The following is a 20,683-nucleotide window of genomic DNA, read 5'->3' on the forward strand; positions in this document are numbered from 1 at the left end:
TTCCTCTTTAAAAAATAAAAAAGGGTGTAAACGGAGTTTACACCCTTATCAATATTTGGTGAATTAGCCACCAAACATTGCAAATTTCAGTGCCCAAAGCACAGCAACAATCCAAACCATATACGGTACAGTTGCTGCCTTACCTGTGAACAGTTTAACCAATGCATAGCTGATAAAGCCCATTGCAATACCATCTGCAATTGAGTAAGTAAATGGCATAAAGACAATAGTTAAAAACGCAGGTACTGCTTCAGTAATATCATCCCAATCAATATGGGTAATCCCCTGAATCATCAACACACCAACAAATAACAGAGCTGGAGCGGTTGCAAAACCAGGTACAGACTGAGCTAATGGTGCCAAGAATAAACATAGAATAAAAAGCACTGCAACCACAACTGCGGTTAAGCCTGTACGACCACCCGCAGCAACACCTGCTGAAGACTCAATATATGGCGTTGTTGAAGATGTACCTAATGCTGCACCCGCAACGATTGCAGTTGAGTCTGCAAACAAAGCCTTTTTTAAACGTGGAAGCTTACCATCTTTCAGTAAACCTGCACGGTGTGACACACCAACCAATGTCCCCGTTGAGTCAAATAAATCGACCAAGAAGAATACAAAAATAACACCCACTAAACTCGCAGTAAAAAGACCTTTGAAATCCATCTGCATGAATGTCGGAGCAATTGATGGAATCTCCCCCACCACACCTTTAAATTCGCTTAAACCCAATGCAGTTGAAATAGCAGTCAAAGCTAGAATACTGATAATAATTGCACCGCGCACTTTAAAGTGATGTAGCACAACCACCATTAAGAAACCGAATAAAGCCAAAAGAACAGTTGGTTGCTTTAAGTCACCTAATCCCACCAAAGTTGCTGGATTATCAACAATAATCCCTGCATTTTTTAAAGCAATTAATGCAAGGAATAAACCAATCCCACCACCAATTGCAAGCTTAAGTGACATTGGAATTGCATTCACAATAGCTTCACGGATTTTAAACATGCTGATCGCAATGAATATAAAACCTGATACAAACACGGCTGCTAAAGCGGTCTGCCAAGGTACCCCCATACCCAAACATACCGAATAGGTAAAGTAAGCGTTTAAACCCATACCTGGTGCGAGTGCAATAGGATAATTCGCAACAATGCCCATCACTAAACAACCAATTGCGGCTGCAAGACAAGTTGCTACAAAGACAGCTCCATGATCCATCCCCGTTTCGGATAAAATCATTGGATTCACAATAATGATGTAACACATCGTTAAGAATGTGGTTACACCTGCAAGAAGCTCTGTACGAAAACTGGTTTTATTTTCACTCAGTTTGAACATACGCTCGAGCATATTTTCTGAAGATGGATTAGGAGTCGTCATGACCTAGCCCCTGTAAATAAACTTTTAAAACTGTATAACTTTTCAAAATTTGCTAGATTCAACACACTGAACATCTAATTCAATTTTTGCAAGTTAAAGCAATGGATATGCCAAATTTCCTCAACTCAGGAAAAGTTTATTTAGCCATGAATGATTTAAGTTGAAACTTACACCATATATACCTAAACAAAAAAGCCGCATAAACCGTATGCAGCTTTCAACAAAAATGTCATTTTAGAATCAAAGTCTAAAATTCAAGATATCTCGGCGCGGATTATAACACACTGATTTTTAATTGTTTTGAAATTTATTTTTGATTAAAATTCAATATGATAAGTGATTCATGCGTTTTTTATTCAATTATGGACATCAAAGTACTTTGATCGAGACCTGTTCTATTACCACTTCAGCATCACTTTGAAGTGGGCGCGTAACTTTTTCAGGGACGACCGTTACCTTTGAGATCGGACTCAAGTTTTGTACTTTAGGTTCAGCACTGTTCATGAGTTGATTCAGCTCTTGTTGCTTTTTAGTTTCAGTATCCTGAAAAACAACAAAACCAAGCAAACAAACAGCTAATACAAAAATAGGAATTAGAATCTTTTTCACGGTATTCACAATATCCATAACTGTTTTAGCATGATTACAAATCATAACAAATTACATGAGGGTCAATACACTTATCTGATAAAAAGTATATTCACACTTTATAGTTTTTTCTGATTTAATTATTTCAATAACATAAGATTAAGTGAAAGACATGCCAAGAAAATATGATCAAAGTGCTCAATTTTGTAATATTTTATATTTCAAAAAATTACAGTTGATTAACTTTTGATGAACATAATCTGGTTTCGACAAGACCTTCGCATACATGATAATGCTGCACTTTGGCATGCAAGCCAAGACGGGGCTATGCTTGCTTTAGTCATCTTATCTCCTGAACAATGGCTATTACACCATGATGCTCCTGTAAAAATAGATTTATATGTCCGACAATTGGAAGATTTGAAACAAAATCTGGCTGAGCTCAATATTCCACTGGTTATTTTAAACATTCCTCTGTGGCGTGATATCCCTGTTCAACTTTCATCCTTATGTCATGTACTTCAAGTACAACAGATCTTTGCAAATTTCGAAGTGGGCGTAAATGAGCTGAAACGTGATGCTGAAATACAAAAGTGTCTCGATCAACATGCCATTGCATTTACCCTATTTCAAGATCGGACGATATTTCCTTTAAACAGTATTCGTAACCAATCAGGTAAACCCTATCAAGTCTTTGGCGCTTTTAAAAAAACCTGTTATGAACGTTTAAATATTGGCTTACCTCAGTGCTACCCACTCCCTTCTGCACAGCAGCACATACAGCTTCCTACCGATTTAAATACAAGCATTCCTCACATTGAATCACTGATTGATGCAAATACGAATGAATTAAATCAAATTAAAGCCTATTGGCCTGAAACGGAAGCCTATGCACTTTCGGTGCTCGATGATTTTATTGAGCATAAAGTTAGTGACTATCAGAAAGAAAGGGACTTCCCCTTTCTGAATAGTACAAGCCAACTTTCAACCTATTTAAATATTGGAATCCTATCTATCCGCCAGTGTCTCAATGCCCTGTTTCGTGCTCAACATGGTCAATTTATGATTGATAATACAGGCCAGCAAACGTGGTTAGATGAATTACTTTGGCGGGAGTTTTATCAACATATTCTATTTGATTTTCCGCATGTCTCTAAACATCTGCCATTTAAAGCCAACACACAACGAATTGTTTGGCGAGATGCACCCGAGGATTTAAAAGCATGGCAACAAGGTCGTACTGGTATTCCAATTGTGGATGCAGGTATGCGACAACTCCTTGCGACAGGCTGGATGCATAATCGAGTGCGGATGATTGTCGCAATGTTCTTAACGAAAAACTTGTTGATTGATTGGCGACTGGGCGAACAGTGGTTTATGCAACATTTGGCAGATGGTGACTTGGCTGCCAATAATGGTGGATGGCAGTGGTGTGCCTCCACAGGCACCGATGCTGTGCCTTACTTCCGAGTCTTTAATCCTGTAAGCCAATCGCAGAAATTTGATAGTCATGGTGACTATATTCGACAGTGGTTACCAGAGCTTGCACATTTAGATGCCAAAAGCATTCATGAACCTTATGCTCGGCAGCCGAATATGGAACTAGACTATCCCAAACCAATCGTAGATTTAAAATCCAGCCGTGTGCGTGCCATCGAAGCGTTTAAAGGGCTCTAAACACTTAAAATTTGGGCTAAGTTCTGCTTAGCCTGATGCTCATAGCGCTTTTGGAAAAGTGGTGTTTGATACAGAGGCTGTATTTCTAAAAAGTGCCTTAACACCTGCTGACGTTTCTGTGCATAAAGTGGAGGCTCAACCCAAGCATATTCTTGCTGAATTTGGCGTTCATATTCAGCAAAACGAATAGGATTACTGGCTAAAATTGCCAGATCAATATCCAGTAGATAAGCTAAATCCAAATGAGCTGTCGGTGCATGTGCTTGGGTTGCCAAAATCCATGCATAAATCTTTTCCATTTGTTCAGCAACCAGCACACTTTCAAGCACCTGCTTCATGTAATCAGCACTTTGCTGTTCATTGTCATTTGCTTGCGGATTGTAAATGACATCGTGAAACCAAATCGCCAACTCAACGGATAAGGCATCTGTTAGGTGGGTTTTAATGTCATGAAAATGCTCTAAACACTCAACAATATGCTGCACCGTATGATAATGCCGTTGTGATTCACTATAGGCGCTACACAGTGCTCCATAAAGTTCTTCACAACTACTCACAGTTAAATCCAACTGGCTTGCGGTATGTGTCCAATAGTCCTGAAACTGTTTTATATACCACACCATTGCAATGCCCTTTCGTTATGTTGCCTGTTCATCTCGTTTAAAGACCAACTCGCCTTTTAGCGAGCTGTCTGCATCGAAATAATAGCCATCAGTATTAAAGGATTTTAAGCCTTCGATTTGATCAATCTGATTTTCAATCATATAGCGGGCCATCAAACCACGCGCTTTTTTGGCATAAAAACTAATGACTTTATATTTGCCATTTTTCTGATCTAAAAACACAGGTTTAATAACTTCTGCTTGGATTTTGCTTTCTTTCACAGATCTATAGTATTCATCAGAAGCAATATTCAGCAAAATTTGAGAACCAGCTTGTTCTAAATCTTGGTTGATTAAATCAGTAATGTGATTGCCCCAAAACTCATACAAATTGTGTCCGCGAGGGTTCGTAAGTTTAGTGCCCATTTCTAAACGATAAGGCATCATCAAATCCAATGGACGTAACAAACCATATAGACCCGATAACATTCTTAAATGCTGCTGCGCATATTGAATGTCATCTGCAGATAAATGATAAGCATCTAAACCTGTATAAACATCACCTTTAAAAGCAAACATGGCTTGTCGTGCATTGGCAAAGCTAAATTCTGACTGCCAATCACGAAAGCGCTCTACATTTAAAGTGGCAATTTTCTCACTCACGCTCATTAAGTTTGCAATTTCACTTGCCGACAACTTGCGACTAACTTCGATCAATTCTTGGGAATGTTGTAGCAATCTGGGTTGTGTGTACTGATCGGTAGGTAAAGCAGTTTGGTAATCTAGAGTTTTAGCGGGAGAAACAAGGGCGAGCATAGACAACCTGATTAAAAAACAATTAAACAGACTATAACAGTAGACTTATTTTATTGCCAATCTGTGTTTTTAATAAGCATAAACGGTTAAACTAGCCGATTCTCCTGTTATATGTATCTATTTTCTATGTCTGAGCAGATGTTCATTCAAGGTCCAGTTGGGCAAATTGAAGTTTTTGTAGACTATCCACAGGGTGAAGTGAAAGGATTCGCGGTAGTAACTCACCCCCATCCCCTGCAAGGTGGTACGCCTCAACACAAGGTTCCTGCTTTACTTGCACAAATGTTTTTAGAACGCGGTTGCGTTGTGTATCGCCCAAGTTTCCGTGGTTCTGGTCAAAGTGCTGGTCAGCACGACGAAGGTCACGGCGAAACGATAGACACCTTAGAAGTTATACACTACGCACGTAGCCAACACGCAGACTTACCTTTTTATGCAGGTGGTTTTAGCTTTGGTGCACATGTCATGGCAAAAAGCTACTCTATGCTTCCAGTAGATGTTCATCCTGTACAAACTATTTTATGTGGCTTACCAACGGCAACTGTAGCGGGTGTACGTCACTATGTTACCCCACACATTAAGGGTGACATCTTGTTTATTCATGGTGAAGCCGATGATGTCACATTGCTCTCCGATATGATCCAGTGGGCTAAACCACAGCGCCATTTAGTGACTGTATTACCGGGCGCAAACCATTTCTTTACAGGTTATTTAAAGCAGTTACGTATCGCGATTACACGTTTTCTGTGGATTTAATGCTTAAAGGAGTTCAAGAGAGAAATGATGATCTTCTTTAGAACATTTCTTTCTTGAGTTTTCCAGCATTTCACTTCGCACTTTTCTTTGATTACACATTGTGGTATCACTTTATTTTATTGTCTTGATCTGGACAGCGCGTTTTTAATCACTTATTTCATCTTCTATATTTTTTGATGATCTCTTTTGAACTCCATATTGGATCGCTTCAAAACCGACATGCCCCCCCACATTTAAATATCCGTGAAGTTTCAAACCGTATCATGGCACATTATGCAACTATATCTTTTTTAACTTGGTATATTCTGCATAACCTTTTTCAAATAATTAATTATACAATCAATGCCTTGGCTCGATAGGGCTACAGATTTAAATAATTTTTAAAATATTCAAGGATCTTATGAAAACAATTATTGGGGCTATTTTAGTTGCTGTAACAACTACATCCATCTGGGCTCAGGATATTACAGGAACTTGGCGCTATATCGACGATAAGACAGGCGAACCGAAAGGTCTGGTTAAAATTGAAAAGCAAGCCAATGGGACTTATGCTGGAACTGCACTGAAAGCAACTCCTCGCCCGGGTTATATAGCAAAAGAATTTTGCACCAACTGTCCAGCACCGTACACAGATAAACCGATTATTGGCATGCAAGTGATTACGGGTTTAAAAACTGACAATAATATTAATTATACACATGGCAAAATTATTGATCCCGTTTCAGGCAAACTGTATAGCCTGAAAGGAAAAATTAGCCCAAACGGCAAAAAGCTTTTTTTACGAGGGTATTTAGGGGTTTCAGCTGTGGGACGTAGCCAGACTTGGTTACGTGTGGAGTAGGTCTTATAGCACATCATGCAATAGACGCATTGACCCATTAAAATATTAAACTTGTTCTGTCCCAGAAAATGCTGAATGATAAAATATTCAGCATTTTCCCCCATTCGGCTAACTATTTTTCCACTCAAACTCAGTAAAACTTTTATCTGTTTTTAATGTATTTTCAACTGCTTGAGCAAGTTGATTCAATAAGCTACGCTCCGCAATACGGTCTACCCAGTCCTGTTCTTCATCAGGATAAGAAGCAATTTCACATACCAAGTTTCCTTCGTTGTCATGACCTTGGCAAGTAATAGACAACGGCAAAGTATGGTTATCCACACTCACAGCCACCTGATCACCACTTTGTGGCAACGTTTCAAAGCCAAATTGCCCCAATTTTTGAACCAGTAACTGTTGCACCTGCTTTTGTACTACAGCATTGTCATTTAGGCTATGCGGTTGTCCATGCTGTGCCGTAAATTGTAATTTTCTCATTAATCATCCTAAAGGCTTTTTTGTTATATGGGTTTAAGCATAAAGGGTAAAAACAAAACAGCCAAGCAAAAGCTTGGCTGTAATTCAACAAAGTCGTTAAGCTTTGGTCTTATTCAGTGACTTGAATCGCTAAACCGGCTTGATTGCTCAATTGCGTAAAGGTAGGGAAACTGGTTGCAACCGTTTCAGTACCTACAATTTTAATTTCACCAGAGGTCCGTAAGCCTGCCATTGAGAAGCTCATTGCAATACGGTGGTCGTGATGTGATGCAATTTCACCACCAGTGAAAATCGCGCCCCACTCACCTGATCGACCTTTACCTTCGATGATAATGCCATCGTCAGTCGGTGTACAATCAATGCCCATCGTTTTTAAGCCATCTGCCATCACTTGAATACGGTCTGACTCTTTTACTCTGAGTTCAGCCGCACCCGTTAGTACGGTTTGCCCTTCTGCACAGGCAGCCGCAATAAACAATGCAGGAAATTCATCAATTGCCAGTGGCACTTGATCTTCAGGCATATGGATGCCTTTGAGTGTACGTGTACCTTGAATACGAATGTCTGCAATCGGCTCACCGCCTGCAATACGTTCATTTTCAACCCTAATGTCCGCACCCATTTGCTTCAAAATCTCGATCACACCTGTACGGGTTGGGTTAATGCCTACCGCCTCTAAAGTGACATCTGAACCTTCGGTGATCGCCGCACCCACCATAAAGAAAGCAGCCGATGAAATATCTGATGGCACTTGAATCTCTGTAGCAACGAGCTTACCACCACCTTGTAGTGAAATGCGGTTGCCTTCTGTTTTCACATCATAACCAAATGCACGCAACATACGTTCAGTATGATCACGTGTAGGTTCTGGTTCTGTGACCGATGTTTCACCTGCCGCCCATAAACCTGCCAATAAAATCCCAGATTTCACCTGCGCAGATGCCATAGGCAAATCATAGTGAATGCCTTGTAAAGCTTGATTTCCAGTAATAGAAACAGGAGGTGTGCCACGTTCACCTGTGGTTTGAATCTGAGCACCCATTTCACGTAACGGTTTAGCAATACGTTCCATTGGACGCTTCGACAGTGATGCATCACCCGTCATTACAGAGTCAAATTTCTGTGCAGAGAGCATGCCTGAAAGCAGACGCATCGACGTCCCTGAGTTACCCATGTAAAGCGCACTTGCTGGCGCTTTAAGACCATTTACGCCCACACCATGAATCGTCACTTCACCATTTTTAGGACCTTCAATGCTCACGCCCATATCACGGAAGGCTTGTAAGGTCGCTAACGCATCTTCACCTTCCAAGAAGCCTGTCACATGCGTCGTTCCTTCCGCAATTGCACCAAACATGATTGAACGGTGTGACACAGATTTATCACCTGGCACGCTAAACTTACCTTGGAAACTTTTTTTACCCGGTAATATGGTGAATTGCTGTGTCGTCACTTTATTGTTCTCCATGAAAGGTTTTTGAGCAAGCATATGGTTAAAATGCTGGCGTGCTGCTTGTGCATGTCCAAGTAAGCCCATTAAAGCATGTGAATCTTCATCTTCAATGAGTTTACGAATCGTTGCCAGTTGGTTCTCAAAACCATCTACGGCATTTAAAATGGCTTTTTTATTGGCAAAGAAGATGTCATGCCACATTTGCGGATCACTTGCCGCAATTCGAGAAAAATCACGGAAGCCCCCCGCAGCATAGCGAAAAATATCTAAATTATCTTCACGGTTTGCCAGCTGTTCAACTAAGTTAAAGGCCATTAAATGTGGAAGATGACTGGTATGCGCCAAGACTTCATCATGCTTGGCCACATCCATACAAATTACTTCTGCTTTCGCAGCTTGCCACAGTTGAATCAGTTTTTCGACCGCCCAATCAGCACTGGTCGGTAGCGGCGTCAAAATCACTTTATGATTTGCAAATAAATCAACCTTACCTGCATGCACACCCGTATGTTCTGCACCCGCAATAGGATGCCCTGGTACAAAGCCAGCGGGCAATGCTTCACCATACACGGCTTTGGCTGCATCGACTACATTACCTTTAGTACTGCCTACATCGGTAATAATCGTATGTTCTTGCAAATACGGTTTAATGGTTTCCAGTACTTTTTGGGTTGCACGAACAGGTAAGGCTAAAACCACCAAATCCGCACCTTGAACTGCCTCCACAGGGTCACTATAGCCTTGTTGGATTAAGCCTAATGCTTTGGCATCCTGTAGGGTTCTCTCAGAGCGTGTTGATGCCACAATTTGCTTTGCTAAACCCTCAGCAATCATGACCCGTGCAAGACTTGAACCAATCAGTCCTAGTCCAATAAATGCAACTTTTTCAAACAGTGGCACAGACATAATTTAAGTGTTCGCCTCTAAACCAAGTACTTTAGCCAAAGCTGTTAAAAATTTCGCATTTTCAGCTTCAGTACCAATGGACACACGCAGATGATGCGCAATTCCTACTGGGCGAACAATCACACCTTCTTTTAACAACGCATTAAAAGTCTGTGTTGGGTCGGCTTGTATGTCCACCAAAATAAAGTTAGCGCGTGAAGGCACAAAACTTAATCCTAAAGCTTTAAACCCTGCTTCCAATTGCGCCATGCCAGCTTTATTGACCACACGTGATTTCTCAATAAAATCTTTATCTTTCAGTGCCGCAACAGCAGCCACCATAGCTAAATGGTTGACGTTAAACGGTTGACGAATACGATTTAAGAAATCTGTTACTTCTGCTGATGCTAAAGCAAAGCCAACACGTAAGGCTGCCAAACCAAAACACTTCGACATGGTACGGCTGACAATCAAGTTTGGGTACTGGGCTAAAAATTTTAAACTGTTGAAGTTCTCTGGGAAATATTCCACATAGGCTTCATCTAAAACCACGATCACATGGCTCGGTACTTTTTGCATGAAGCGATCAAATTCAGCTTCTTCAAACCAAGTCCCTGTTGGGTTATTCGGGTTTGCAATAAATACTAATTTGGTATTGCTTTTAATGGCCGCTGCCATCGCCTCAAGATCATGCGAAAAACCTTGAGCAGGCACTTCTATTGCTTCAGCATTAATGGCTTGAGTGAGCAAAGCATAGACCGCAAATGCATGTTGACTAAACACGACTGAGTCTTTATCAGAAACAAAAGCGCGCGCAAATATTTCAAGCAAATCGTTTGAACCATTACCAAGGGTAATGCAATTATGCGCCACACCAAACTGAGTATGGATTTCATCTTTTAAGATAAAACCGCCACCATCTGGATATCGTCCAATTTGCGCCAATTCAGCAGCAACTGCTTCTTTTACTTTGTCAGAACAACCCAAAGGGTTTTCATTTGAGGCAAGTTTAACAATATCGGTAATCCCCAATTCACGCTCTAATTCGCTAATAGGTTTACCTGGTTGATATGGTTTTAACTTTGAAATACCTTCATTGGCTGGAGCAAACGACATGTGACCTTTCCATTCTTACAAGTGGTTATAGGGTTGAGTTCTTTACAAACCCAACCACCTTGGAGATTACAATACTGCTATCGGATATGAACCCAATACTCGAACTTCTTTTACTAGTGGACGAATCTCTTCAATCGCCGCTTTAACATTGTCTTGTTCCACATGCCCTTCTAAATCAATAAAGAAGACATAAGCCCATTTTTCAGGCAGCGCAGGACGGGTTTCAATGCTGGTCAAGCTAATATTATGCTTTGCAAAAGGTGCTAAAATTTCAAGCAATGCACCTGCACGATCGTGTGCTGAAATCAAAAGCGAAGTTTTATCATTGCCACTTTGTGGCACTTTTTCACGGCCAATCACTAAAAAGCGCGTTGTATTTTCTGGATTATCTTCAATATTGCTGTGCAAAATTTCAAGATCATAAATGGTTGCAGCCACCTCAGACGCAATTGCAGCCGAATGCCATTCTGTACGAATACGACGCGCCGCTTCTGCATTTGAACTCAAAGCTACACGCTCAACACCTGGATAGTGTGCATCTAACCATGCACGGCACTGTGCTAAAGTTTGCTGATGTGCATAAATTTGTTTAATACTGTCTTTGCGGGTGTTTTCAGACACAAGGAACTGATGGTGAATACGCAATTCAACTTCACCAATCACATTTAAGTGAGACGATTTAAAACAATCTAATGTATGGTTAACCACACCTTCAGATGAATTCTCTACAGGCACCAAACCATAATGTGCACTGCCCGCTTCCACTTCACGGAAAACTTCATCAATGGTAGGTAGAGGACGAACCACAGCATCATGACCAAAATGCTTTAAAACTGCAGAATGTGTATAGGTGCCGACAGGTCCCAAAAATGCAATACTTTGTGGCGCTTCAAGCGCTAAACACGCAGACATAATTTCGCGGAACAGACGCGCCATAGTCACATCAGACAAAGGACCTTCATTACGCTCCATAACATTACGTAAAACTTGCGCCTCACGTTCTGGACGGTAAAACATTGGATTCTCTTCAGAAGCAAATTTTGCTTTTGCAACAGCTTCCGCCAGTTTTGCTCGACGGTTAATAAGTTGTTGAATCTGCTGATCAACAGAGTCGATATCCTGACGGATTTGATTGAGGTCAAGAGAAGTCGTTGTGTTTTGATCGTCTTGGATCATTGTTATGTCGCCCTTCATATACATTGTGCAAACAGTATAACAATAGTTAGCTTTGAAATCTTGCGCAATAAGACTTTGCATGTTTCAGTGCTAAAAACATACAGTTGATTTAATCATCAAGTTAATCAATAAACTGCCTAAATAATCGACATCAATAAAATCACTGAGGAATCTGTATTGAGCTTGCACATATTATGCAGAACACCCTTAAAAACACACCTCACCTGATTATTGAATTTTTATCTAAGTCTAATGTTTTTAACACTTAAACTTGGTTTAGAAAATTTTTGCTACATCTAGGCAAAAATCACCATTTATCTGTATTTCAGTGCGTTAGACTTTGTTTTAAAATATGCTTTACTTAAGTTGACGTATTCATAACAAAGAGAGTATGCAGCACGACAGATTGCTCTATAGTCTCAATAAAACAAAACAATAATGAACTGTAGGTACTGTCATGCACAAGAAAATTGCGGTCTTAGTCACCTATGACTTTGAGGATGCCGAATATGCTGAACCTGTTGAAGCATTTCGGGCAGCTCGGCATAGTATTATTAATCTTGAAAGTCAGGCAGGCAAAATTATTTATGGTAAAAAGCGTAAAGCCTTTGTGACCATCGACCAAAGTATAGATGATGCCTCAGTGCATGACTTTGATGCCTTACTCATCCCAGGCGGTTTCTCACCTGACAACCTGTGTCAAGATGAACGCTATGTCCTATTTGTCAGGCAATTTGCAAACACGCAAAAGCCCATTTTATGCAGTGCCGATGCCCCAAAAGTTTTGATGCATGCAGGAGTCGTAAAAGGTCGACGTATGACGTGCATCCACCACCTTCATCAGGACTTAGAAGATGCAGGCGCGGTGCTATATAATACAGGGGTAGTCAATGACAATAACTTGTACATTTCATCACAAACGCAGCACGACTTACCTGCTTTTATTAAAGAAAGCCTGCTCGTACTCAGTCGCTAAAGAACCAATGCAAGCTCTTTAGCCAACCGATCGGTTTCTCGCTCAGTAACTATTAACGTCCCAACAAACTACGTGCGACAATTTCTTTCATAATTTCATTGGTTCCACCATAGATGCGTTGAATACGCGCATCGACAAAGAAACGTGAAATTGGATATTCACTCATATAGCCATAGCCTCCAAAGAGCTGTAATAAATTATCTGCCACCTTCATTTGCATATCCGTTGAAAAGCTTTTCAGTGCTGCTGCGGTTTCTACATCCAACTTGCCTTGCATATAAAGCTCCACGTTTTGATTGTAAAAAGCTGCTGTGGCTTGTTCATCAATCTTGGCTTGAGCCAAAACAAAACGTGTATTTTGGAACTGAGAAATATGTTGACCAAAGGCTTGACGCTCTTTGACGTATTGAATAGTGACATCAATCGAACCGCGAATTGCACCTATAGCGGTTGCTGCAATTGCTGTACGCTCACGTGGTAGCTCTTGCATCAAATAAGCAAAACCTTGACCTGCTTGTCCCAACAATTGATCTTTCGGAACTTTTACATTGTCATAAAACAACTCAGAAGTGTCTTGCGAATGCAGGCCAATTTTATCGAGATTGGTCCCTTTTTTAAAACCTTCTAAATGTGTATCGACCAACATCAGTGAAACACCCTTTGCACGAGCTTGCGGATCAGTTTTTACCGCCAATACCACAAGGTCAGCATGCTGCCCATTTGAAATAAAGGTTTTAGAACCATTTAAAATATAATGCTCCCCTTGCAAAATCGCATTACTTCGCATGGCTTGTAAGTCTGAACCCGCACCCGGCTCCGTCATCCCTATTGCACCGACCACTTCACCTGACACCATTTGCGGTAACCAGTACTGCTTCTGTGCTTCAGTTCCAATATGCAAAATATACGGTGCTGCAATTTCGGAGTGACAAGAAATACCTGTCGATAAAGCACTAAAACCTGCTCGTGCCGACTCCTCAACCAACATCAGCGAATAATGCGTTGGAACGCCATAACCGCCGTATTCCTCTGGAACATCGACACATAAGAACCCATTTTCACCCAATGCGTTCCATACCGAACGCGGCATTAAGCCTTCTCGTTCCCATTGTTCATAATGCGGTGCAATGTGTTCATTCATAAAGCGACGAAAATTATCGCGAAATAGCTCTAAGTCTGCATCGTAATTCAGCATGTTTTTTCCTTATGTTGATGTTGTTTTATTATTCAGCTCACATGCTAGCCATTTTTAATGCAACTGTCATGACCGCATCAGGCCATTTTTTTATGCGCATAAAAAAAGGAAGCCATTCGGCTTCCTTTTTAAGATGAACTGAAATTATGCGTGAGCATTTTCTTCAACAGCCATTTGGCGGTCTACTTCATCTGGGTTTGCTAGTGCAAAATGTAGTTTTTCTTGGTCTAACTGCCCCACCCATTTCGCAACAACAATCGTTGCCAATGAGTTACCCACCAAGTTGGTTAAGGCACGTGCTTCAGACATGAAACGGTCAATACCTAAAATGAGAGCAAGACCCGCCACTGGAATATGACCAACAGCTGATAAAGTCGCAGCCATTACAATAAAGCCCGAACCTGTGACACCCGCAGCACCTTTCGATGAAATCAATAACACACCCAACAAAGTCACTTGGTGCATCAGATCGAGCTGAGTATTGGTCGCTTGAGCAATAAAGATCGCTGCCATCGTTAAGTAGATTGAGGTACCGTCTAAGTTAAATGAATAACCTGTTGGAATAACCAAACCAACCACTGACTTTTCACAACCCGCAATTTCAAGCTTTTTCAACATACGCGGTAAAACCGATTCTGAAGATGACGTACCCAGTACAATCAATAATTCTTCGCGAATCATGCGAATCATTTTCAAAATACTGAAGCCACAAAGACGTGAAATTGTGCCTAGAACCAAGAAAATGAAAAGCAAACAGGTAATGTAGAAGCAGATGATCAACTGAGCAAGTTGCGCCAAGCTGCCAATACCATATTTACCAATGGTATATGCCATTGCACCAAACGCACCAATTGGAGCAAGCTTCATGATCATGTTTACAATGTTAAAGAACACATGCGAAATTTGATCAATAAACTTAAGAACTGGTTTACCTGCGTCACCCAATTTATGCAATGCAAAACCAAACATGAGTGCAAACAGCAATACTTGTAGGATTTCACCTTCAGCAAATGCGCCAACCACAGTGTTTGGAATGATGTGCATAAAGAAGTCGACAGTTGTTTGCTGCTGTCCCGATTCAACAAATTTCGAGATACCCGAAGTATCTAGTGTTGAAGGGTCAACATTCATGCCTACACCTGGTTTCCAGATGTTAATGACCAGTAAACCGATCAATAATGCAATCGTCGATACAATTTCAAAATAAAGTAACGCAACACCGCCTGTTTTACCCACAGACTTCATGCTTTCCATACCCGCGATACCACTCACCACAGTACAGAAAATCACTGGCGCAATAATCATCTTGATCAGTTTAATAAAGCCTTGACCTAGAGGATAAAAAAGCTCGCCCCAGCCGGGTACATATTCTTCAACGCCATTGATAACTTGCGTACCGCTAGGGAAAAAATGCCCTACCAAGATACCCGCAATAATCGCGACAATAACTTGAAAATATAGTGACTTATAGATTGGTTTCTTAGTCATAACTAATACTTCTGTAAATCAAAAAACTGAAAAAATCGGTATACCTACATATCCTTATAGGCAGCAGGCTTTCTGATAAACACAAAAAAGCCCACAGTTTGGACCGCGCCCAAACACCGGGTAAAAATCATGCTGTACAAACATTAGCTATGTGATGAAATTCACAGTTCATTCACATCTACTATAATGGGAGAAACTTAAAAACTAGCAAGTCACAACAATTGAGTAAATTTTACCTAACATTCTTTAAGCAAAGTAAACTCATTTTAAAAATAATGTATAAAATCTAAACAATATGACTCATACTTTAGTCTAATGATGAAAAATTATTTAAAATTAAAAGTGCTATTTTTTTTGATCGTTCATCTAAAATAGCACACCATAGCCGTCACTTACGTTGGTTTGTTCATGAACAACAAAAGAAATATTTATAAAGATACTGAGCACCCTTTTGCCCAGTTTGTTCGCATTATTGGCAAAGGGAAAAACGGTGCACGTTCTCTCAGTTATGAAGAGGCCTATCAAGCCTTTGACATGATTTTGAAAAACCAAGTCTTAGATGTGCAGCTTGGCGCATTTCTGATGTTACTCCGTGTGAAGGAGGAGTCTGTAGATGAACTGGCAGGTTTTGTTCAAGCCACTCGTGATCAACTACCATTTACTGCTCTCGATGTCGATTTAGACTGGTCTTCTTATGCGGGTAAACGTAAGCACTATCCATGGTTTCTTTTGGCAGCGCTGACTTTAGCCAAAGCGGGTTATAAGGTTGTGATGCATGGTGCATCAGGTCATACCATTAACCGTATTTATACCGAACAAGTATTAGAGTATCTCGATTTTAATATTTGCCAAAACCAAGCAGATGTGGAACAGGAATTAGCAACACATAATTTTGCTTATTTACCCTTACATGCCATTTCTCCGATTCTAAGTGAGCTAATTTCCCTGCGAAATGTGATGGGGCTTCGTTCACCTATTCATACCCTTGCACGCTTGATCAATCCGTTTAATGCCAAAGCAACTTTGCAAGCTATTTTCCATCCAGCCTATCGTGGTTCGCATCAACAAGCAGCATTTAAACTGGGTTATCAAAATAGTGCTGTCATTAAAGGCGAAGGTGGCGAGTTTGAACGTAACCCTGATGCTAAAACGTTAATCTGTGGTATTAAAAATGGTGAACTTTACGAACATGAACTACCAAAGCTCACCAACAACCGCAGCCCAATCGAAGAAGAACTGGATTTGGCCGAGTTTAAAGCAGTTTGGCTGGGTGAAAAACAGCACGAATATGGTGAAATGGCAGTGACTGAAACCATTGGCATTGCACTATATACCATGGGAATCTGCGAGCAATATGAAGAAGCGATGCAACAGGCAAAACGTTTATGGCAAAACCGTCTCCACTAAGCACGTTCGATACTCATAAACGTTAAAGTAAAAAGCTAAGCACTGGGCTTAGCTTTTTATCTTTAAAAGAACTTAAATAAATTTGATAGGCTGGAAATCGTCATGCTGATGGTGATGATCATCATCACACTCTTCACCTTCTTCTTTCGTGCCACGGTCGATATAACCACTGCGCTCATCTTCGGGTAAATGTTTCATTTCCCACGCATAGACCGCTTGCATCGAAATTTCACGCTGTTCTTTGGTTAACGCAACCCCATTTGGCCATTTACCAATTTCAACCGCTGTTCTTAAACGCTCAACAATTTCAGGATTGAGCACAGCTAACATTTGTTCAATATTCATGATTTAATCCTGCTGAAAAGAGTCAAAATCTTGATTCCAGCCGAGTTTGGTTCGGCATGACATATAAAAGTCATAACCCGGCGGATGTAATAAATTCAGTTTAAAGGGATGTTTACGAATATGTAAACTATCACCGACATTTAAAGATACGCTGTGCTGACCATCGGCACTAACCATCGGTAATACACGGTTTTCACGAATGAAAATCTTAATTTCACTGTGTCCACCCACCACAATTGGGCGTGAAGACAAAGTGTGGGGATGCATTGGAACTAAAGCGATCGCATCCATACTCGGATGTACAATGGGTCCACCACCAGACAGCGAATAAGCTGTTGAACCTGTTGGAGTCGATACAATCAAACCATCACTATGTTGACGATAAACATATTGGCCATCAATATTGAGCTCAAAGTCAATCATATGTACCGATTTACCTGAGTGCAACACCACATCGTTTAGGGCAATCGCATCATAAATGGTTTCACCTTTTGAGCGAATTTCCATTTCCAACAGGAAACGGCGGTCCAGTTGAAATTCACCTTTTAAGACTTGATCGAGCTTAAAAATCACTTCTGTTGGCTTAATGTCCGTTAAAAAGCCCAAGCGACCTCGGTTTACCCCAATTACAGGGGTATTGTATTTCACCAAAGCTCGTGCGGCATGAAGAAGTGAACCATCTCCACCCACCACAATCACCAAATCGACCACTTCACCCAGAAGTGCTCGACTGACTGTTTGTGTATTTTTATAAGGAACGAGTTCAGCTGTTTCCGCATCGAAAACGGGATGTAACCCTAAACTGAGAAGATGATCATGAATAAGACATAAGGTTTCGACGACTGAAGACTTATCTGGACGCCCAATTAAGCCTATGTTTCGAAATGTTTTATGTGAAATTTGCACCAGCAACATCGCTCCGCTAAGATTCCCGCCTATCATAGCATTATTTATTTAAATTGATTCAAAACTAAAGTGACTGCTTCTATACAAATATTTATCTCTATATTTCAATTTGTTCACAGTTTAATTATTGCAAATTAGCGAAAAGCTTCGCATGATTAGCACAATTTATCAGGATCTTATCAGTATTTATGAAGTCAGAACGTGGCATCGGTATAATTGCACTGATCTTCTGCATCTTAGTCATTGCAGCTTTTTTGGTCTTTAGTATTTATTTAATAAGACTAGATTCGGTTGTTCGTGACAAGTTTGAAGGAAAGCGTTGGGATATCCCTGCGAAAGTATTCGCACGTCCGCTTGAAGTGTATACCAACGCACCGATTAGTCAGGCTGACTTTACCCAAGAGCTCAAACTTTTGGGCTATAAGTCCTCTGAAAACTATACCAAATCAGGCAATTATGTCAGTTCTGGCAATGAGTTATATGTGCATACACGTGGCTTTGATTTTGGAGATAGTGTCGAACCTGAGCAAGTACTTAAAGTCACCTTTGCTGATGAACAAGTCTCTGAAGTAAGTGCCACTAAACCTTCCTCTACAGGGATTGCACGCTTAGAGCCGATGCTCATAGGTGGGATCTATCCACAGCATAACGAAGACCGTGTACTGATTAAACTCGATAAAGTCCCTAAACCATTAATTGAAGCCTTAATCGCAACGGAAGACCGTAATTTTTATAGCCACCACGGTATTTCAATCCGTGGTACTGCACGTGCGATTGTGAGTAATGTCACAGGTGGAAAACGCCAGGGTGGTTCAACGCTGACCCAACAGTTGGTGAAAAACTTCTATCTCACTCCTGAAAAAACCATTAAGCGTAAAGTCAATGAAGCATTTATGGCTTTATTGGTTGAACTTCACTACAACAAAGATGAAATTTTAGAAGCGTATCTTAACGAAGTAAATCTTGGTCAAAATGGTAATTATTCAATTAATGGCTATGGCTTGGCTTCACAGTTCTACTTCGGCATGCCTTTACGCGAACTGAATATTGCACAACAAGCGTATTTGGTTGGTTTGGTACAAGGTCCAACCTTATATAACCCTTGGCGTAATCCAGAAGCGGCTAAAAAACGTCGTGATATCGTTTTAAACAACATGTTGGTCATGGGCTATTTGACGCAAGAACAGTATGAAACTGAAACGGCTCGCCCTTTAAATGTGATTGCCAAACCAACTCTCGGCCCATCACGCTTCCCAGATTTCTTAGACATTGTACGTCGTCAGTTGCGTACCGAATACCAAGAAGGTGATTTAACCAATCAAGGTCTACGTATTTTTACAACACTCGATCCGATTGCCCAGACCAAAATTCAAGACTCGTTTAAAGCAACAGTTAATCGTTTGAGTCGTGGGTCAAATCGTTTAAAAGAGTTACAAGGTGCTGTATTGGTTGCGCATCCTGAAAATGGTGAATTAGTCGCAGCAGTAGGATCAACACAAGATTTTACTGGGTTTAACCGCGCATTAGATGCCAAACGTCAAGTTGGCTCACTGCTCAAACCTGTAATTTATCTCAGTGCAATTCAGTCAGGTCGCTATAACTGGGCTAGTCCTGTTGAAGACAGTAGTATCAGCATTCAGTCAAATGGTCAGTCATGGACACCAAAAAACTATAGTGGTGGCGAACATGGAGTTGTACCGATGGTACAAGCTTTGTCTCATTCTTATAACTTATCATCCGTACGTTTAGGTCAAGAGTTTGGTTTATCAACATTTAGTAATCACTTAAAACGTTTCGGTGTGACTAGCAACATCCCAAGCTATCCATCTATTTTCTTGGGTGCGGTAGACATGTCTCCAATGGAGGTACTTGGCATTTATGGTAATTTTGCAACAGGGGGCTTTAAATACCCAACCAAAGCGATTCGCACCGTTGTCGATCAAAATGGTCGCCTACTGACCCGTTATGGTCTAAACGTCCAACAAACTATTGACCCTTCTTCTGCCTACGTCCTGAACTATGGACTCCAACAAGTGATGACTTCGGGCACGGGACGCTCTGCGTACAATACTCTTCCGACGTCGCTCAAGCTTGCAGGAAAATCTGGCACCACCAATGACACCCGTGATTCATGGTTTGCAGGTTACTCAGGCAACTATGTTTCTGTAGTATGGTTAGGACTGGATGACAACAAACAAACAGGCTTAACAGGTTCTTCAGGTGCTTTACCTGTGTGGACAAATGTAATGAGTCAACTGCGTCAAAAGCCTGTCAATTTACGCCAACCCGATGATGTTCAATGGCACTGGATTGACAGTAGTTCAGGCTATCTTGCTGCCCAAGGTTGTGAGGGCGCAATGTATATTCCTCTACTTCGTAACACCATTCCCCGAAAGGCAACCGCATGTGGCTTGCCTCATTATCAAGTTGAACCCACTTACAATCCTGAAACAGATGGTAACCAAGCTACACCTGAACAAGGCGACAGCATAGACAACTATATTCGTGAAAGTGAATCAAATATGCAACGCAACCTAGAAAATGACACGCAGGTCATTTCAAGCGGTAGCTACCAACCTGAATAAATAGGACG

Annotated in this window: 18 protein-coding genes; 6 read left to right on the plus strand and 12 right to left on the minus strand. The window is 40.9% G+C overall.

Translation table 11 applies throughout. From position 1 onward, the window contains the following. Positions 1-63 precede the first annotated feature (63 nt). On the minus strand, positions 64-1,386 hold the full coding sequence (locus DPG01_RS13020; protein WP_110975381.1) for an NCS2 family permease: 1,323 nt from the start codon (positions 1,384-1,386) through the stop codon (positions 64-66). A gap of 369 nt (positions 1,387-1,755) precedes the next feature. Next, positions 1,756-1,995, minus strand: a complete 240-nt coding sequence (locus tag DPG01_RS13025; RefSeq protein WP_228146951.1) for a hypothetical protein — start codon at positions 1,993-1,995, stop codon at positions 1,756-1,758. A gap of 228 nt (positions 1,996-2,223) precedes the next feature. On the opposite strand from DPG01_RS13025, the gene DPG01_RS13030 reads away from it, so the two are divergent. Then, positions 2,224-3,651 (plus strand): cryptochrome/photolyase family protein, encoded by a 1,428-nt coding sequence (locus tag DPG01_RS13030; RefSeq protein WP_110975382.1) that lies wholly within the window; start codon positions 2,224-2,226, stop codon positions 3,649-3,651. Here the strand turns inward: DPG01_RS13030 and DPG01_RS13035 are convergent. Together DPG01_RS13035 and yaaA are read right to left on the minus strand one after the other, a co-directional pair. Beyond that, positions 3,648-4,274: a metal-dependent hydrolase gene (locus tag DPG01_RS13035; protein ID WP_110975383.1), complete on the minus strand. Its 627-nt coding sequence runs from the start codon at positions 4,272-4,274 to the stop codon at positions 3,648-3,650. The two genes, DPG01_RS13030 and DPG01_RS13035, sit on opposite strands and share 4 nt — an antisense overlap. Positions 4,275-4,289: 15 nt before the next feature. Next, positions 4,290-5,069: a peroxide stress protein YaaA gene (yaaA, locus tag DPG01_RS13040; protein ID WP_110975384.1), complete on the minus strand. Its 780-nt coding sequence runs from the start codon at positions 5,067-5,069 to the stop codon at positions 4,290-4,292. Positions 5,070-5,195: 126 nt separating this feature from the next. On the opposite strand from yaaA, the gene DPG01_RS13045 reads away from it, so the two are divergent. Together DPG01_RS13045 and DPG01_RS13050 are read left to right on the plus strand one after the other, a co-directional pair. Continuing rightward, positions 5,196-5,825 (plus strand): alpha/beta hydrolase, encoded by a 630-nt coding sequence (locus tag DPG01_RS13045; protein ID WP_110975385.1) that lies wholly within the window; start codon positions 5,196-5,198, stop codon positions 5,823-5,825. 400 nt (positions 5,826-6,225) lie between these two features. Next, on the plus strand, positions 6,226-6,666 hold the full coding sequence (locus tag DPG01_RS13050; protein WP_110975386.1) for a DUF2147 domain-containing protein: 441 nt from the start codon (positions 6,226-6,228) through the stop codon (positions 6,664-6,666). 108 nt (positions 6,667-6,774) lie between these two features. Here the strand turns inward: DPG01_RS13050 and DPG01_RS13055 are convergent, their stop codons facing one another. The 4 genes from DPG01_RS13055 to pheA all read right to left on the minus strand — a co-directional run bounded on the left by DPG01_RS13055 (position 6,775) and on the right by pheA (position 11,773). After that, the gene (locus DPG01_RS13055) at positions 6,775-7,143 is read right to left on the minus strand and encodes a hypothetical protein (RefSeq protein ID WP_086207877.1); all 369 of its coding nucleotides are present in this window, start codon (positions 7,141-7,143) and stop codon (positions 6,775-6,777) included. A 109-nt stretch (positions 7,144-7,252) separates the two neighbouring features. Then, positions 7,253-9,502 (minus strand): bifunctional prephenate dehydrogenase/3-phosphoshikimate 1-carboxyvinyltransferase, encoded by a 2,250-nt coding sequence (locus tag DPG01_RS13060; protein WP_110975387.1) that lies wholly within the window; start codon positions 9,500-9,502, stop codon positions 7,253-7,255. Positions 9,503-9,505: 3 nt separating this feature from the next. Next, complete coding sequence (gene hisC, locus DPG01_RS13065; protein ID WP_086207879.1) at positions 9,506-10,597, minus strand: histidinol-phosphate transaminase; 1,092 nt, start codon at positions 10,595-10,597, stop codon at positions 9,506-9,508. A 66-nt stretch (positions 10,598-10,663) separates the two neighbouring features. Beyond that, complete coding sequence (gene pheA, locus DPG01_RS13070) at positions 10,664-11,773, minus strand: prephenate dehydratase (RefSeq protein WP_110975388.1); 1,110 nt, start codon at positions 11,771-11,773, stop codon at positions 10,664-10,666. 457 nt (positions 11,774-12,230) lie between these two features. Between pheA and DPG01_RS13075 the strand changes: the two genes are divergently transcribed. Next, positions 12,231-12,749, plus strand: coding sequence for a DJ-1/PfpI family protein (locus tag DPG01_RS13075; protein ID WP_110975389.1), 519 nt, complete (start codon positions 12,231-12,233; stop codon positions 12,747-12,749). A gap of 52 nt (positions 12,750-12,801) precedes the next feature. On the opposite strand, the gene DPG01_RS13080 is transcribed toward DPG01_RS13075, so the two are convergent. Next, complete coding sequence (locus DPG01_RS13080; protein ID WP_110975390.1) at positions 12,802-13,944, minus strand: acyl-CoA dehydrogenase family protein; 1,143 nt, start codon at positions 13,942-13,944, stop codon at positions 12,802-12,804. A 144-nt stretch (positions 13,945-14,088) separates the two neighbouring features. Then, positions 14,089-15,432 carry a dicarboxylate/amino acid:cation symporter gene (locus DPG01_RS13085; protein WP_086207883.1) on the minus strand — a complete coding sequence of 448 codons (1,344 nt, stop codon included), beginning with the start codon at positions 15,430-15,432 and terminating at the stop codon, positions 14,089-14,091. Between the two features lie 408 nt (positions 15,433-15,840). On the opposite strand from DPG01_RS13085, the gene DPG01_RS13090 reads away from it, so the two are divergent. Then, complete coding sequence (locus DPG01_RS13090; RefSeq protein ID WP_086207884.1) at positions 15,841-16,839, plus strand: glycosyl transferase family protein; 999 nt, start codon at positions 15,841-15,843, stop codon at positions 16,837-16,839. Positions 16,840-16,911: 72 nt separating this feature from the next. Here DPG01_RS13090 and DPG01_RS13095 read toward each other — a convergent pair whose 3' ends face one another. Both DPG01_RS13095 and DPG01_RS13100 read right to left on the minus strand, forming a co-directional pair. Further along, complete coding sequence (locus DPG01_RS13095; protein WP_110975391.1) at positions 16,912-17,184, minus strand: YeaC family protein; 273 nt, start codon at positions 17,182-17,184, stop codon at positions 16,912-16,914. Positions 17,185-17,187: 3 nt separating this feature from the next. After that, on the minus strand, positions 17,188-18,126 hold the full coding sequence (locus tag DPG01_RS13100) for an NAD(+) kinase (protein WP_171264389.1): 939 nt from the start codon (positions 18,124-18,126) through the stop codon (positions 17,188-17,190). A 152-nt stretch (positions 18,127-18,278) separates the two neighbouring features. On the opposite strand from DPG01_RS13100, the gene mrcB reads away from it, so the two are divergent. Next, complete coding sequence (mrcB, locus tag DPG01_RS13105) at positions 18,279-20,675, plus strand: penicillin-binding protein 1B (protein ID WP_110975392.1); 2,397 nt, start codon at positions 18,279-18,281, stop codon at positions 20,673-20,675. Positions 20,676-20,683 lie beyond the last annotated feature (8 nt).

The sequence above is a fragment of the Acinetobacter sp. WCHAc060042 genome, from assembly GCF_003231195.1.
In the GTDB taxonomy this organism is placed as follows: Bacteria; Pseudomonadota; Gammaproteobacteria; order Pseudomonadales; family Moraxellaceae; genus Acinetobacter.